This window comes from Kluyvera sp. EC_51 (genome assembly GCF_019584505.1).
GTDB lineage: Bacteria > Pseudomonadota > Gammaproteobacteria > Enterobacterales > Enterobacteriaceae > Kluyvera > Kluyvera sichuanensis.
The window spans coordinates 1-14,759 of the sequence record NZ_VDAG01000075.1; the positions used below are offsets into that span (position 1 = coordinate 1).

13 protein-coding genes are annotated in these 14,759 nt (G+C 55.0%); 3 read left to right on the plus strand and 10 right to left on the minus strand.

All coding sequences use genetic code 11. The features are described from left to right. A partial coding sequence (locus tag FHC49_RS13155; RefSeq protein ID WP_000641146.1) for an IS1 family transposase occupies positions 1 to 99 on the plus strand: 99 nt, incomplete at its 5' end. A gap of 269 nt (positions 100 to 368) precedes the next feature. On the opposite strand, the gene FHC49_RS13160 is transcribed toward FHC49_RS13155, so the two are convergent. Further along, positions 369 to 839, minus strand: coding sequence for a nuclear transport factor 2 family protein (locus tag FHC49_RS13160; protein WP_220439982.1), 471 nt, complete (start codon positions 837 to 839; stop codon positions 369 to 371). A gap of 89 nt (positions 840 to 928) precedes the next feature. Here FHC49_RS13160 and FHC49_RS13165 point away from each other — a divergent pair, with 89 nt between their 5' ends. Further along, positions 929 to 1,507: a TetR/AcrR family transcriptional regulator gene (locus FHC49_RS13165; protein ID WP_220439983.1), complete on the plus strand. Its 579-nt coding sequence runs from the start codon at positions 929 to 931 to the stop codon at positions 1,505 to 1,507. On the opposite strand, the gene FHC49_RS13170 is transcribed toward FHC49_RS13165, so the two are convergent. The 6 genes from FHC49_RS13170 to malX form a co-directional block, all read right to left on the minus strand. After that, positions 1,491 to 2,441 carry a spore coat protein U domain-containing protein gene (locus tag FHC49_RS13170; protein ID WP_220439984.1) on the minus strand — a complete coding sequence of 317 codons (951 nt, stop codon included), beginning with the start codon at positions 2,439 to 2,441 and terminating at the stop codon, positions 1,491 to 1,493. The genes FHC49_RS13165 and FHC49_RS13170 overlap by 17 nt on opposite strands. Next, positions 2,420 to 4,774: a fimbria/pilus outer membrane usher protein gene (locus tag FHC49_RS13175; RefSeq protein WP_220439985.1), complete on the minus strand. Its 2,355-nt coding sequence runs from the start codon at positions 4,772 to 4,774 to the stop codon at positions 2,420 to 2,422. The genes FHC49_RS13170 and FHC49_RS13175 overlap by 22 nt, the downstream gene beginning before the upstream one ends. Then, positions 4,740 to 5,456 carry a molecular chaperone gene (locus tag FHC49_RS13180; protein WP_220439986.1) on the minus strand — a complete coding sequence of 239 codons (717 nt, stop codon included), beginning with the start codon at positions 5,454 to 5,456 and terminating at the stop codon, positions 4,740 to 4,742. Before FHC49_RS13180 ends, FHC49_RS13175 begins: the two co-directional genes overlap by 35 nt. Before the next feature lie 22 nt (positions 5,457 to 5,478). Then, the gene (locus tag FHC49_RS13185; protein ID WP_255581363.1) at positions 5,479 to 5,859 is read right to left on the minus strand and encodes a spore coat U domain-containing protein; all 381 of its coding nucleotides are present in this window, start codon (positions 5,857 to 5,859) and stop codon (positions 5,479 to 5,481) included. Positions 5,860 to 6,161: 302 nt separating this feature from the next. Further along, positions 6,162 to 7,334, minus strand: coding sequence for a MalY/PatB family protein (locus tag FHC49_RS13190; protein ID WP_220439988.1), 1,173 nt, complete (start codon positions 7,332 to 7,334; stop codon positions 6,162 to 6,164). Between the two features lie 65 nt (positions 7,335 to 7,399). Beyond that, on the minus strand, positions 7,400 to 8,992 hold the full coding sequence (gene malX, locus FHC49_RS13195; RefSeq protein WP_220439989.1) for a maltose/glucose-specific PTS transporter subunit IIBC: 1,593 nt from the start codon (positions 8,990 to 8,992) through the stop codon (positions 7,400 to 7,402). A gap of 177 nt (positions 8,993 to 9,169) precedes the next feature. On the opposite strand from malX, the gene FHC49_RS13200 reads away from it, so the two are divergent. Beyond that, the gene (locus FHC49_RS13200) at positions 9,170 to 10,198 is read left to right on the plus strand and encodes a Mal regulon transcriptional regulator MalI (RefSeq protein ID WP_220439990.1); all 1,029 of its coding nucleotides are present in this window, start codon (positions 9,170 to 9,172) and stop codon (positions 10,196 to 10,198) included. Positions 10,199 to 10,285: 87 nt separating this feature from the next. On the opposite strand, the gene FHC49_RS13205 is transcribed toward FHC49_RS13200, so the two are convergent. From FHC49_RS13205 to manA, 3 genes are all read right to left on the minus strand, one after another. Beyond that, positions 10,286 to 11,797 carry a YdgA family protein gene (locus FHC49_RS13205; RefSeq protein ID WP_220439991.1) on the minus strand — a complete coding sequence of 504 codons (1,512 nt, stop codon included), beginning with the start codon at positions 11,795 to 11,797 and terminating at the stop codon, positions 10,286 to 10,288. Positions 11,798 to 11,982: 185 nt separating this feature from the next. Further along, positions 11,983 to 13,404, minus strand: a complete 1,422-nt coding sequence (locus FHC49_RS13210; protein WP_220439992.1) for a YdgA family protein — start codon at positions 13,402 to 13,404, stop codon at positions 11,983 to 11,985. Positions 13,405 to 13,497: 93 nt separating this feature from the next. Next, a complete protein-coding gene (manA, locus tag FHC49_RS13215; protein WP_220439993.1) occupies positions 13,498 to 14,676 on the minus strand; it encodes a mannose-6-phosphate isomerase in 1,179 nt (392 codons plus the stop codon). Positions 14,677 to 14,759 lie beyond the last annotated feature (83 nt).

Below are 14,759 nucleotides of genomic sequence, written 5' to 3' on the forward strand. Positions count from 1 at the left end.
CTGGCACGGCTGGGACGGAAGTCGCTGTCGTTCTCAAAATCGGTGGAGCTGCATGACAAAGTCATCGGGCATTATCTGAACATAAAACACTATCAATAAGTTGGAGTCATTACCTATTGCGGCTATCCGTTTTTCTATGCCAGTAACCGTTATTATCGGCGTGCTCGCTACGGCGCTGTTACGCCACTATTTTTCTTTGTGAGGATATTCGCAATGACCCGAACTTTGCGCAACGCCCGTTTAGCGGTAATTATCATGAGTGTCGTGATGATTGCTATTTTTCTGCTGAGCGCGGCATCTGTACTGATGCAAAAATAATATTGCGGTGGATAAACACTCCCCGCGCGACTGCGCGGAGAGCGCTGCTGTTACAGTCCTAATTCGCTAAGCCCCGGATGATCGTCCGGGCGTCGGCCCTCGGGCCAGTGGAACAGGCGTTCATCTTCGCGAATCGGCAGGTCGTTCAGGCAGGCAAAGCGGCGCTGCATCAGTCCATCCTCGTTAAATTCCCAGTTTTCATTGCCGTAGGAACGAAACCAGTTGCCGGAATCGTCATGCCATTCGTAGGCATAGCGCACGGCAATACGGTTGCCTTCAAAAGCCCATAGCTCTTTGATAAGGCGATATTCCTGCTCTTTTTTCCATTTTCTCTCGAGAAAGGCCTGCGCCTCGGCGCGTCCGTGGATAAACTCGGCGCGATTTCGCCACTGGGTATCGGTAGTGTAGGCCATCGCGACTTTCACCGGGTCGCGACTGTTCCAGCCATCTTCAGCAAGGCGAACTTTTTCAATCGCACTTTCGCGAGTGAAAGGCGGGAGTGGCGGGCGACTGATGCTCATAAAAACCTCCAGAGTAGCAATGTAGACAGATCTGTCTACTTGGTGCTAACGTATTCCCGTCTCCAGAGTTTGTCAACGGTGAAAAAACGATGAATAACGCGGTAAAAAACGGTTCAAAGGCCATCGGCGCCAGGGAAAAAATTCTCACCACGGCGCATGCGCTATTTTACTTATACGGTATCCGTGCCACCGGTATTGATAAAATTATCGAGCAGGCCGGGGTGACCAAAGTCACGTTCTATCGTCACTTTCCCAGCAAGAATCAGCTGATTCTCGCCTATCTGGATTATCGCCACACGCTGTGGATGACGTGGTTTAGCGATACGCTACAGCGGCAAAGTGAAGCCGGGCAGGCGCCTGCTACGGCGCTGGTCGCCACGATGCGGCAGTGGTGGGAGCAGCCTGACTTTCGCGGCTGCGCTTTTCTGAATGCGACGGCGGAGATAGGCGATGCGCTGCCCGAGGTTGAGCAGTTGACTCGCGAACATAAAGCCGCCGTTGCCGCCGAACTGGCAGGGCGCTGGCCGGGCCATGAGACCGCAGCGGTAGTGGTGGCGCTGGACGGCGCGATTATGCACGCGCAGATGGGGCTGCCCGTTGAGGCAGTGGCGGCGCAACTGGCTCAACTTCTGAACGTGCTGCTGCCAGCGGTTAATAGGTCAGCGTAATCACCACCGTGTCGGAATAGACCCCCGCCGACGGCCACTTCTGTGCGGGTACGTCGCCGTAGACCACCAGATTCTGCGGCTTACCGTCGCCGGAATACTGTTTCTCCGGGTTGTCAGGCGACCATTCGACGGCATGGGCAGCATCCTGATACAGACCATAGCTGACGCATTCGCCGTCGTGGCAAAGCTGTCGGGCGTTACCGTCCGCGTGCAGGCCGCGGCCGATGCCAACGGCATAGGTGGTGCCCGTCGGGCACTGAATGCTGATGTCGGCGGTTGAGCTTGCCTGTAACGTATCCGCTTCGGCAGGTGATTTACTGCCAAATTCCATGCTATCGACGCTGACGATTTCGCAGCCATTTTTCACCGTGGCGGTAGCGCTGATTTGATCGGTGATAAGCGTGCCAGACTCTTCGCTGCATGATGGCAGCGATTGCATCGACGAGGCTGAGGCATAGCGTATCTGAACGCCGGTGGCGTAATCGTAATAACTCCCGGCGCTGATGTTGCTCTGGCCTGGATTGATTTTGCCGATGAGCGGAATGTCATGCTCAACGTTACCCTGTCCGGACGCCAACGACATATCAATCTGCGCGTAGACGTCACTGTTCTGACTCAGCGGGTGTCTCAGGTCGTACAGTGAGTACAGCGAAAAATAGAGCGGCGTGGTGGACGGCTCATTCTGGCTCATCGGAATCGGGTCGTTTGCCATTAGCTTCAGACAGGCGCGAACGTATTCCGGCTGCCCGTCGTAGTTGTTGCAGGTAAAGGTCAGCCTGGTGCTGGTCGCGCTGCTAACGCCCGGCGTAACGGTACCAAAACTCAGCCCCGGCGGGCTGCCGTTCCAGCAGTTTGCCGCCTGCGCGGCGGGGTTAAAGGTAAACATCAGCAGTATAAACAGGCCGATAAATCCTATTGAGCGAGTGACTGGCATAGCGCGTTAATTGTCTCCACGGAATGGGTAGGGTGAAGCCGCTGGGGCAGTATTACCTGACAGGATGAAGCGGCCCATTTAACTTCTACATGGCCGCCAGCCGGGGGATCTTCCAGATATATCTTTCCTTCATAGCCCGCAATGGTGTGCTGTGTGCCGTGTGCGGGTGGTTCACCGGCTGCGGTCAGTACGTTAACCTGCGCCGAAAACGGCACCGCCTTTCCATCGACCGTTTTCACCGTCATCAGCAGCGCCTGGGTTTTGTAGATCGTGAACTGAGCCAACGCGCCGCTGGCGGCTTTCGGGATCAGCACTTCGCCGGTGTAGGGCGCTCGATAGGCTTCGTCGAGCTGCAGCACATCGATATCCAACCGGTTTTCCTGATACGCATTGAGGTTGTTGAGAAACAGCATACCGTTCTTATCGGTATGGCCAACGGGCCGATGTTCCAGATAAACCGGTACGTCAGGCACGTTTGAAGTATCGACAATGGCGAACGCGCTGCCCAACATGCGGGTGGCGTACAGATGGCCCATAAACAGCCCCAATGCCCCAGAGATTGAACCGTAGTAATCGCTGTTATTGTCCTGGCGGTTAAGGCCCAGCGCCATATCGCTCCAGTGGTTACGGTGCTGAACGGTCGCGTGCAGCGCGGCGTTATCGCCGCTTTGAGCCGACATATTCCATCCCCAGCCGGGTTTATTGGCATCAAGAGAGTGGGCCAGACTGGCCTGCATTGCATTGCCGGCGTTATCGTGGCTGTCCTGCAGCGAAAGGTAATCTTTATTCTGATTCAACGGCATACTGAAGTTCAGATACACCGTCGTATTGCGCTCATCGCCAAGTTCCCGGGTGAGGCTGGTGGCTAAGGTTATCTGGTGGGTAAAGCTTCTTGACCAGGAGAGACCAACGTACTGCGATGAGGCGTCCGGGTAAGTTTGATTTACCCAGCTTATGCCGAAGGTACCGACCGCATCCACGGTGACGCTGGTAAATGCCGAATCCTCCCGCGTGGTCAGGGTATTGTCCGCCAGGGATGAAACATCCCGATAGCCCCGGCTCGCCTGCGAATGGTTCAACGCCACGTTAAAACGGCGATTGTTCCACTGCCAGCCTGACCCCCACTGCGTTCCGCTCTCTTGCCCATCGCGGCTGTTCGACGCGTTGGCGTGAAGCACCCCTAGCGTGGGCGATAGCAGGTAATCCCAGCCCGCACCCTGATTGTGCAGGCTGGCGCTTTGCTCGGTATGTAGCCCGAGGGTGGATTTGTTGCTGACCCCGTAGCGCCAGTCTCCCACGCCGACAAATTCACTGTCATAGCTAAACGATGCGTAAGTGTAATCCTTTCGCACCCAACCTGCGCTAATGCCCCAGGTATTCAGCCCGGCTGACAGTAGCTGCGTGGCGCCGTAGAGATCCAGATTTACCACCCGCTGTTGGCCGTTAATATCGGTAATCACCACCTGCGCACCTTCATTACCGGTGAAAATCGGCGCGGTATTGAGCGTAAATTGGCCTGGGTCCACCCGCTGTGAAGAGGTTTTCACCCCGCGAACGTAGAGGTCAACGGTGGAGGGCAGGGTGACGCTATCGGTCAGAATATCCTGCGATGAGGTGCTGAAGTTTGGCTGTGTCGAATAGTTATGGGCGATATTGATACCGCCAAAACGCACGCTGTTGTTCCAGCTTTGGCTGCTGGTAAAGCTGTCGCCAAGCGTCATGGAGAACAGTTTATCGACGTTCTGGTAGACCCAACTGCTCATCAGACGATGGGTGCCGCGCTCACTGTCGGTGGCGTTAGTGGAGTCCTGGCTATTAAACGAGGTGCTAAAAAAACCGGGCCCCAGGCCGAACGTGCGCAACTCGCTGAACAGTGAAGCCTCCTGCTCGCCGTTTTCGTGACTGGTGAACGCATTGTAGTTCAGCGCCAACCCGCGCACTTCCGGCGAAAGCTGAGAGGCGTGGATCAGATGGGAGCCGTTGCGATTGGACAGACGGCTATCGCGCCCTAACCACGCTTTGCTGGCGACGATGTTGATATTCTGACTCAGACTATCGAACGTTACGTCCAGACCGTCCTGTGCGCTTAAGTCGAAGAACCCTTGACGCTCTGGTAGCGAGGCGGTTTTGATGTCCAGTTTTTTGGCGTCATTGGCCGAGATATACAGCTTATTATCAATATTTTTGGCTTTCACAAAGCCTTTAATCGGCTGACCGTTAACGCTGACGGTCAGGTAGAGCGTTTCATCATTGGCGGCGTAGGCGCAGTGACAGAGCAGAAACCAAAGCGGTATGGCGTTACGGAGTAATATCGATGGTCTGTTTTTGCTCATTATCATTCAAATTAAGTGACAAAGATGACGCCGTATTGATTCCTTTTGGCAGGGGCCATTCCTTTTCACTGTTCGGTAGTACGTAGCCGAGTAACCCTTTACTCATCGGTACGCGATGGCTACCGGCTAACAGGGCAATGTTGCTCAACTTAATGTGCTGCGTGCCGTTGTTGCGGATTCTGAGCATCGCCGGGTGGGCGAGATGATCAATTGATGCGCTCACGGTTTTCAGGTCCACCGGCTGGTCGTGACAGTTCACAAACACCGGGATGGAGTAGCGCAGCAGAAAGCGCACGCCATCTTTTTCCGCCATGTTACTGCTGCCGGGCAGTTCATCGACGACCAGACGGTAGGCGTGTTCGGTATCAGCGCTGGGCGGCACGGGAAGAATGACGCGAATAAGTTGCTGGCGGGCTGCTGGAATAGTGGTCATTGGCGGGCTGACCAGTAAATCCTCCGTCTCACTTAGCGCGTCTGTATTGTTTTGCTGATGCCAGGCGTATACCCGGATTTGTGCGCCAATGGCGGCGCTACCGACGTTTTTAACGTAGATTGCCTGCGCCGTTTCACCCGCGCAAAAGCCAACGTTAACCGGGTAAACCTGGAGGGTTGCAGCATAGGAAGAAAGGGCAAATAACGAGCCCAATGTCGCGAGCAGGATGCCAGCCAGTGTGCGTATCATATGCTACTCCCCGGGAGCTGAATCAGTAGGAGACGGTCAGGGTCACGGTATCGGCATACACACCAGCGGGCGCCTGTGAAAGTGCGTCCGCAGTGACTTTGCCGTAGATAGGAATAACCTGCGCCGTGCCGGTACCGGTTTGTGGAATGCCGGTGGTGGACAGTTCGTTGGTATCATCAGCATCGCTATAGAGGGCGTAGGCCACCTTATCGGTGCCGTTGTTATTCGACATGTTGTAGTCGTGGCTTTTTTCGCTGCTGAGGTTATAGCTTGTGCCGGTAGTACAGGTCACGGTTGCATTTGCGGAAGCAGTCGCATCGCCGGAGTCGCTCGCACGCGAGCCAAAGTTCATATCGTCCACGCTGATCTGACAGGATTTCCCAACGGTCAGATTGACATGCATGTCGGCGCCGCGAACCTGGTCTGTTCTTGCTGCGTTATCCGCAAAGGCGGCAGATGAAAATAAAATGCTAATCGCAGTCAGAGTTAATGCAGTGGCTTGACGGTTAATCATTTTAAAACTCACTAATTTTTCAATTGTTTTGGGGTGGGGTGTTAACGGGGGCGGAGAATAAAGATTAAGAAATGTCTTAGATTGAGCAATCGTGCTATGTCTAAGAGATGTGAATGGCAGGATCTGATATTAACAATCGATAGCTAAGGCTTAAAGCTTGCGCAATGCCTGGCAGCATTGCGCAATGGCGATTAACGCAGGGTGCGAATCGCCGCAATCAGACGTTCGACGCCTTGTTCCAGCTTCACGCGCGGGCATCCGGCGTTCAGACGAATAAAACCGTTACCTTCTTCGCCGTAGGTGTAGCCCGGCATAATGGCGACCTTCTGCTGTTTAATTAACACTTCCTGCAGTTTACGATCGTCAATATTCAGCGGACGCAAATCAACCCATGCCAGATAGGTTGCCTGTGGCATCGACCATTGCAGTTCCGGGAAGGCGGCGTTCAGCGTTTTCTCGATATAACGCATATTATCCTGCAAATATTCGCGTAGCGCATCCAGCCAGGATTCACCCTGTTCGTAAGCGGCAATATGGGCGACCAGCGCGGGAACGGAAGGGGAAGAGAGGCCGTCGCGGTTTTTCAGCGCGGTGAGATAGGCTTCGCGCGCGGCATCATCAACAATCATGCCGTATGCGCCGGTAAATGCCGGGATATTGAAGCTTTTCGACCCTGAAGTGAACAGTGCCCACTCGCCGCGAGCCACTTCGCTCCACGGAATATGCTTATGCCCTTGCCAGGTCATATCCATATGAATCTCATCGCTTATCACCCGCACGTTATGTTTTTCGCACAGGGCCGCCATGGTTTCGAGCTCTTCACGTGTCCAGACTTTACCCGTCGGGTTTTGCGGGCTACACAGCAACAGCACGCTGTTGTGTGGTTCAGCGAGCACGGCTTCGAGTTTGTCCATATCGCAGAACCACTGCCCATCGTGCTTATCCATCGGCACGCCAACCACGTGGCGTTGATTTCCTTCGATGGTTTTAAAGAACGCGTCGTAGGCAGGGGTGTGTACTACGATGCCGTCGCCAGGCTTCGACCACTGGCGGATCATCTCAGCCACCATATAGATGACAGAAGGGCCGTAGACGAGCGTGTTGGTATCAATCACCGCATGAAAACGGTGCGCGTACCAGTGAGCGATAGCCGGAAGAAACTCATCGTTTTTCCAGCGGCTATAGCCGAATACACCGTGAGAAAGACGTTTGCTCAGTGCGTCCAGAATGCAGGGCGCGGTGGCAAAATCCATATCAGAAATGGTAAACGGCAGCAGGTCAGCGTCGCCAAAGCGGTCGGCAACATAGTCCCATTGGGTGCACCAGGTGCCGTGTCGGTCAATCACCGTTGAAAAATCAAACATGTGGAGATCCTAACGAAGGGAAGATTGGGCTATTTTGCCCCTGTTAGGCACAGGGGCAAAGGGCTTTACGCTTGAACGGAGTTCATCAGTATCGACATTTCGTCTTTCACCGACTGTACCTGCGGGCCAATGACCACCTGCAGGTTGTGCTGGTTCAGTTTCACCACGCCAATGGCACGGTTGGCTTTCAGCGTATCAACGTCGACCTTGTCCATGTCGTTTACCGACAGACGCAGACGGGTGATGCAGTTGTCGAGCGAGATGATATTTTCAGCTCCGCCCAGCGCCTGAAGGATAACCGGCACGTTGTAGCCGGATTTCCCGGTTACGCCGCTGGAGGTGTGCTCTGCTGCAGGAGTGGTATCCACATCGCGACCCGGCGTTTTGATGTTAAAGCGCACGATAGCGAAGCGGAAAATTGCATAGTAAACCGCGAACCAGATAGCTGCGACGACCGGCACCAGGTACCATTTGGTCGACAGACCGTGCAGGATACCGAACACCACGAAGTCGATGATATTGCCGTCGGTGTTACCGATGGTCACGCCCAGTACCGCCATGATGGTGAAGCCCAGACCGGTCAGCAGTGCGTGGATAACGTACAGCACCGGTGCAACGAACAGGAACAGGAATTCCAGTGGTTCAGTGGTGCCGCCCACGACGCAGGCGATGACGCCGGAAATCAGCAGGCCTTTAATTTTATGACGGTTTTCCGGGCGTGCGCAGTGGTACATCGCCAGTGCAGCACCTGGCAGGCCGCCGAGGAACGCAGGCATTTTACCCTGAGACAGGAAGCGGGTCGCGCTTTCGGAGAAGCCGTGAGTGGTCGGGCAGCTCAGCTGTGCCTGGAAGATGGTCAGTGCGCCGCTGACGTCGTGGCCGCAGACGTCCATAGTACCGCCCGCTTCGGTAAAGCGAATCAGCGCCACCAGAATGTGGTGCAGGCCGAACGGCAGCAGCAGGCGTTCACCGGTACCGAAGATCATCGGGCCAAAATCACCGGCGCTATTGATCACATGACCCAGCGCGTTGATGCCCATCGCAAATACCGGCCATACCAGCGGGATCACCAGGCCAACCAGACCCAGCACGATGGTGGTGATAATCGGCACAAAACGGGTGCCGCCGAAGAAGGCCAGCGCATCCGGCAGACGGATGGTGTGGAAGCGCTCATGCAGCATCCAGACGATAATCCCGCAGATAACCGCGCCGAGAATGCCGGTGTCGATGGATTGAATACCGATAATGTTCTGAATGTTATTCGCTTTCAGAATTGCAGCATCGGTGGTTGGCAGGATGCCTTTGGCGGTCAGCCAGAAGTTTACCGCCAGGTTCATCACCGCGTAGCCGACGAAACCCGCGAAAGCGGCGACCCCTTTGTTATCACGCGCCAGCCCCAGCGGAATGGCGATACAGAACATCACCGGCAGGAAGCTAAAGGCGAAGGAGCCAACTTTACTCATCCAGATAAAGACGGCCTGCAGGAACGGCGTATTAAGCCACGGCAGCAGCGTGGTGACGTCATGGCTGCTAAGCGAGCTGCCGATCCCAAGCATGATCCCGCAGAAGGAAAGCAGGGCAACCGGCAGCATAAAGGTTTTGCCAAGCTGCTGGAAAAACTCCCAGAGGGTAACTTTTGGTGCGGTATTCGCCGTCATGAAACGACTCCTTAATCCTGAAAAAAGGGTTTCTAACAATCACGGGACAGGAAGATAAAACGTTTTACCATTTTTTAGTGAGAAACAAATCACAAAAGCAAGTGATAATAAGGTTTATAAAGTGAGTCTGTTGATAAAACGTTTTATCTCTTGAGCAAAAGGAGCCTCGCTGGAACCATGGCGATTGCAAAGAAAGTCACCATTAACGATGTTGCACTGGCGGCCGGTGTGTCCGTCAGTACCGTTTCGCTGGTTCTCAGCGGTAAAGGGCGAATATCTTCCGCGACGGGTGAGCGCGTCTACCAGGCGATTGACCAGTTAGGCTTTGTGCGTAACCGCCAGGCCGTCTCGCTGCGCGGGGGGCAAACGGGGGTGATTGGGCTGATTGTTGGCGACCTTTCGTCACCGTTTTATGCCGAACTGACTGCGGGGATGACCGCCGCCCTTGAATCGCAGGGCAAAATGGTGTTTTTGACCCAGGGCGGGAAGCGGGGCGAGCAGATGCTGCAGCGTTTCGATGCGCTGGTGTCGCAGGGCGTTGACGGGGTGGTGATTGCCGGTTCGGTGGACCAGGCCTCGGAACTGCGGGCAAAAGCGGCAGAAACGGAAACGCCATTGGTGTTTGCTTCACGCGCCAGCTACCTCGATGAAGTCGACATTATTCGTCCGGACAATATGCAGGCGGCGCAACTGGTGACCGAACATCTGATCCGCCGGGGCCATCAGCGCATTGCCTGGCTCGGTGGGCAGAGCTCATCGTTGACTCGCGCTGAGCGGGTCGGCGGCTACTGCGCCACGCTGATTAAATACGGGCTGCCGTTCCACAGCGATTGGGTGCTGGAGTGTGAGACCAGCCAGAAGCAGGCGTCGGAAGCGATCACCAGACTGTTGCGCCATAACCCGACGATTAGCGCCGTGCTGTGCTACAACAGCGTGATTGCGATGGGCGCGTGGTTTGGTCTGATGCGGGCGGGTAAGCAGAGCGGTGAAGACAGCGTCGAAAGCTATTTTGAGCAGCGCGTGGCGCTGGCGGCATTTGCCGACGTGCCGGAAAAGGCGCTTGATGACGTGCCATTGACCTGGGTGACCACACCGGCACGCGAAATGGGGCAAAGCGTTGCCGAGCGAATTTTGCAGCGTATTGATACCGGGCGAGGGACGGCGAGAAACCTGATTATGCCGCCGCGACTGGTGGCGAGAAAATAGGGCGCGGGAGAGGTTCCCGGCGTCGCGTTGCTCGGCCGGGCTACTGCGTTACGGTCATAAAAAAGCGCCTTTAAGGCGCTTTTTTATTTATGGTGCTGGGATGGTTGCGGGTTCATCCGGCTGGGCCAGGCCCGGCATACCGAACATGCCAACAAAGTCTTCCAGCGGCATTTTCTGGCCGTTCAGCGTGACCTGACCTTCACCGTACTGCAGGCTGCTGCTAATCGCGTTATCCTGCGTGGTGGTCAGACGGAACATTTGCCCCATTGCTGCCAGACCCTGAACCTGCTGCCCAGCCAGCTTGGCAGCATCTTCCTGCTGATAGCCTTCCAGGCGCGCGACCTGCGTCATCAGCTCGGTTGCCATCTCCATTGGGATCACCAGCTTGGCATCCAACGATTTCACGCCACGATCGACCTGCTGCGCCAGCGTGGTGGCTTCACCGGTAGCCTGTGCCGGGTCTTTCAGCGCCAGGGAGAGGTTCAGCGAACTTTCGCCTTTGGCGTTTTTCCAGCTCAGTGGTGACAGTGTCACTACCGGATCACCTTTCAGCAAAATCGGCAGGGTGTTGAACAGCGCGTCGACCGCTTTTTGCTGATACAGCTCTGGGTTCTGCGCCAGGTCCGGCTGTGCCATCAGTGCCTGAGTCTGCGCCTGATACTGCTGGCTGAACTGATGCATCGCCACGCCGTCAATGCCGTCAACTTTCAACGTCAGCTGGCCGCTGCCGAAATCCTGATTCTGTAGCTTGAGATTATTCAGCGTGTAGTCGAGCTGGCTGTTTATCTTTTTACCATCAGGCGTCAGGGATGATTTCCCGGCAATGGTCATACCGGTTAATTCGGCCAGATCTTTTCCTTCAACGGAGACAGCCAGGCGCTCCAGGGAGAGGGTCTGGTCACCGATGCGCTCCTCAAACGAGGTCAGCTTGCTGGAGCCGTCGGTTTTCAGGTTGTTGAAGGTGAACTGTACTTTCTGATCGTATTCGTTAACCGCGTTGACCTGGCCGCTTTTCGCTTCACCGGTCAGCGACACCAGGCTGCCCTGGCTATCCGCAGAGAGTACAAAATCGCCGCCGCTGAAGGTGACCTTCTCGGCATCTTTTTCGTAATCCAGCGGTTTGAGCGCGATGGCGGATTCGGTATCGCCGTTGTAGCTGATGCGGGTGTTGATATCGAACGGCGAGGTACCTTTGGCGATGTCGAACAGCGGTTTGGTCACCTCATTGTTGACCAGCACGGTATTTACGCTTGCCATCGCAGGGGCAAGATTGAAGGACTTCAGCGACGCCAGTGGGATTGGACCGTGGCTGACGGACTCATCCAGAATCACGCTCTGACCCGGTTTTAACCATGAGTTTTCCGCGCCAGCCAGCGGCTTCACCACCATTTTTAGCTGGCTGCTGAAGACGCCGCGCTGGTAGTCCTGATAGCTAATCTCAAGACCGGCTTCCGGCGCGCTCAGCTTCAACTGGGCGTTCGCCTGAGAGACCATTTCCGCAATATGTGATTCCAGTTGTTTGCCTGTATACCAGGCTCCGCCTGTCCAGACCACCCCTAAAGCGACGATAATACCTGCGGCTACCAGCGTTTTTTTCATAGTATTTGTCCATAAAAATGAAACCAGGCGGGAAAGCCGCCTGGTTGAGTCATAAGGCTATGCAAAAGAGTAGCAAGCTTGTACTGAAACTTCAGTATTAACTTCAACTTATTACAAATACGCGTTAAACGAAGTGGTAAGAACCCGGCATCAATGACGTTTTGCCGAGGGAAAAGAGGATAAATCTATAACCGTGTCCGGCTGAGAAATTTCTCCAGCGACATTTTCTGCTCGTTCAGCGTGACCTGGCCATCAGCATAGTGAAGGTCGCTGCTGATGGTGTTGTTCTGCATTGTCGTCAGTTTGAACATTTTGCTGAGCATTATCATTTGCTGAACCTGCTGATTCGCTTGTTTAGCCGCGTCCTCAGGAGAAAAGTGCATGGTCTGCGCAATCTGCGTCATCAATTCGGTCGCCATGTCGATTGGGATCGCCAGTTTCATACTCAACGATTTCACGTTGCTATCGAAAACCTGCGCTGTCGAGCCCGCTGCGCCTGTAACCTCCGCAGGATCCCGTACGCTCACGGAGAGATCCAGCGAACTCTCACCCTTAACATTTTTCCAGCGAAGCGGCGACAACGTGACCGTTGGGCCGCCTTTCAGCAGGGTAGGTAAGGTGGCGAGGATATTTTCCTGCGCGCTCTTATCCTGCGCATGCAGCGTGCGCAAACGCGCCATAAACTGGTGCATAGCCTCCCCGTCAACGCCTTCCGTTTTCAGCGTTAACTGGCCGCTCCCGATGGGGCGATTCACGACTTTCAGGTTTTCCAGCGCGAAATCTAACTGAGAGTTGATCTTTTTGCCGCCTTCGGCCAGCGCCGTTTTGCCGCCGATGCGGATATTATTCAACTCCGCCAGGTGGATGCCGTCGCGGGTGATAGCCGCCTGTTCCAGGGTTATCAATTGTTCGCCCAGTCGTCCAAAATTGCTGACCCAACTGCTGCTGTCGGTTTTCAACTGACGAAGGGTGAACTCTATTTTTTTATTATCCCGGTCAGTAGTAGCGATTTGGGCGCTTTCTATTTGGCCGTTCAGCGACATCACATCGTGCCGGGCGTCGAGCGAATAGATGGCGTTGCCGCCGCTAAAAGCAAGCTTTGAGCGATCGGTTTCGGAGTGTAATGGCCTAAGCGAAATAGCTGACACGGTAGCGCCGTCGTAGCTGAAGCGGGTTTCCACTTCAAAAGGCGAAATCCCCTTAGAAAGCAGGAAAACATCTTTTGTGGCGGCATTATTTTCGAGCGTGGTGTGGACGGACGCCAGTGCGGGAATGAGGTTAAAGGATTTAAGCGATGCTGCCGGGAAAGGGCCATGGTCGATGGTCTGATTGAGAATCACGCTTTGACCGGGCTCTAACCATGATGCTTTGGCATCCGGGGTGGCGGTTAACACCATTTTAAGCTGCGTGCTAAAAATGCCTCGCTGATAATCCTGATAGCTGATTTTAACCCCTGGGCTGGTGGGATTTTGCTGTAGCCACCCATTCGCCTCTGCCACCTTGCTGGCCATCCGTGATTCCAATTGCTGGCCGGTATACCACGCGCTGCCAACCCAGACAGCGCCTAAAGCCACAATAACCCCTATTGCCACGCGCGTTTTTTTCATCTTTTCATCCTTAAAAAAAACCAGGTGGACAGGCCACCTGGTTTACGTTTTACGGGTTGCCTATCAGGCAAGCCGCTCCATTAACTTCGGCGTTTACTGCAGGTTGTTATACACCCGTGCTAAACGGCCGCTGCCGCTGACCTGAACCGGGGATTCATTCGCCGCGACGAACGCGGATTCGCCCGGCTTCAGTACCAGACGCTGGTCGTTCTTGCTCAGTACGGATTCACCGTCCACACAGAACAGAATGGCGGCGCCATCCTGAGTCAGCGTGGCTTCACTCGCGCTGAGGGCGTGAAGAGAGAAGGCGAAATCCTCAACTGGAATCGGGAACTCCAGCGCCTCGCCGTGCTGTGCTGGCTGAGTCAGCAGTTCGTTCGCCGGTTTGGCGGTGAATTTGACGTTCGCTACCAGTTCCGGGATATCAATATACTTCGGTGTGAGTCCAGCACGAAGTACGTTATCGGAGTTTGCCATCACCTCAAGCCCGGTGCCGCGCAGATAGGCGTGCGGGGTTTCAGCGTAGAGGAACATTGCTTCGCCCGGGTTAAGCTGAACGATGTTCAGCAGCAACGGGGAGAAGAGGCCGCTGTCGTCCGGGTAGAACTCTGCAATCAGGCGAATTGCATCCCAGGCTGGACCTTGCTGATTTTCCAACGCCGCGCGCAGCACATTCAGCGCGTGGGCTTTCTCATCACCCTGCATATTGAGCAGGCCAGCGAACAGGGCACTCAGGCGCTCGCTGGTCGGCTGGGCGATAAACTCACCGATAGCCGGGTTGGCGTCGGCAACCGGCTGCAGCAGTGAGGCGATTTCTGCAAACTCACGGAAGGCATTCATCGCCAGGAATGGCGTCAGCGCAAAGACCAGCTCCGGCTTGTGGTTTGGATCTTTGTAGTTACGCTCGGCGGCGTCCAGTGGGATCCCGGCGGCGTTTTCTTTGGCAAAACCAACTTCCGCTGCTTTTTTGCTCGGATGGACCTGAATAGAGAGCGGTTGTGCGGCGCAAAGTACTTTAAACAGGTAAGGTAACTCGCCAAAGCGAGTGGCAACGTTGGCTCCCAGCAGCGTGGTTTTATCGGCATCAATCACGTCGCGCAGCGACTGCACGACGCCGTGGCTGTCGGTAATCTTTGAGCTGCTCTTTGGGTGCGCGCCCATCCACAGTTCTGCCATCGGCAGACCTTCAGGATTTGCCATACCGTAGAGTTCCGTTAACGCAGTTTTGCTGCCCCAGGCATAGTTTTGCACTGAGTTGATGAGTTTTTGCATTATCAAGCCCTGTTTCAATGTGGATTCTTTGGGCTGTATTAAAGCAAAAAAATGCGCTGTCGTATGCCGCAGAAATAAAAAGT

What these genes read in the sequence shown, in the direction of transcription:
- FHC49_RS13160 (WP_220439982.1), bottom strand. Translation starts at nt 839, where the DNA reads ATGAGCATCAGTCGCCCGCCACTCCCGCCTTTCACTCGCGAAAGTGCG.
- FHC49_RS13165 (WP_220439983.1), top strand. Translation starts at nt 929, where the DNA reads ATGAATAACGCGGTAAAAAACGGTTCAAAGGCCATCGGCGCCAGGGAA.
- FHC49_RS13170 (WP_220439984.1), bottom strand. Translation starts at nt 2,441, where the DNA reads ATGCCAGTCACTCGCTCAATAGGATTTATCGGCCTGTTTATACTGCTG.
- FHC49_RS13175 (WP_220439985.1), bottom strand. Translation starts at nt 4,774, where the DNA reads ATGAGCAAAAACAGACCATCGATATTACTCCGTAACGCCATACCGCTT.
- FHC49_RS13180 (WP_220439986.1), bottom strand. Translation starts at nt 5,456, where the DNA reads ATGATACGCACACTGGCTGGCATCCTGCTCGCGACATTGGGCTCGTTA.
- FHC49_RS13185 (WP_255581363.1), bottom strand. Translation starts at nt 5,859, where the DNA reads ATGCATGTCAATCTGACCGTTGGGAAATCCTGTCAGATCAGCGTGGAC.
- FHC49_RS13190 (WP_220439988.1), bottom strand. Translation starts at nt 7,334, where the DNA reads ATGTTTGATTTTTCAACGGTGATTGACCGACACGGCACCTGGTGCACC.
- malX (WP_220439989.1), bottom strand. Translation starts at nt 8,992, where the DNA reads ATGACGGCGAATACCGCACCAAAAGTTACCCTCTGGGAGTTTTTCCAG.
- FHC49_RS13200 (WP_220439990.1), top strand. Translation starts at nt 9,170, where the DNA reads ATGGCGATTGCAAAGAAAGTCACCATTAACGATGTTGCACTGGCGGCC.
- FHC49_RS13205 (WP_220439991.1), bottom strand. Translation starts at nt 11,797, where the DNA reads ATGAAAAAAACGCTGGTAGCCGCAGGTATTATCGTCGCTTTAGGGGTG.
- FHC49_RS13210 (WP_220439992.1), bottom strand. Translation starts at nt 13,404, where the DNA reads ATGAAAAAAACGCGCGTGGCAATAGGGGTTATTGTGGCTTTAGGCGCT.
- manA (WP_220439993.1), bottom strand. Translation starts at nt 14,676, where the DNA reads ATGCAAAAACTCATCAACTCAGTGCAAAACTATGCCTGGGGCAGCAAA.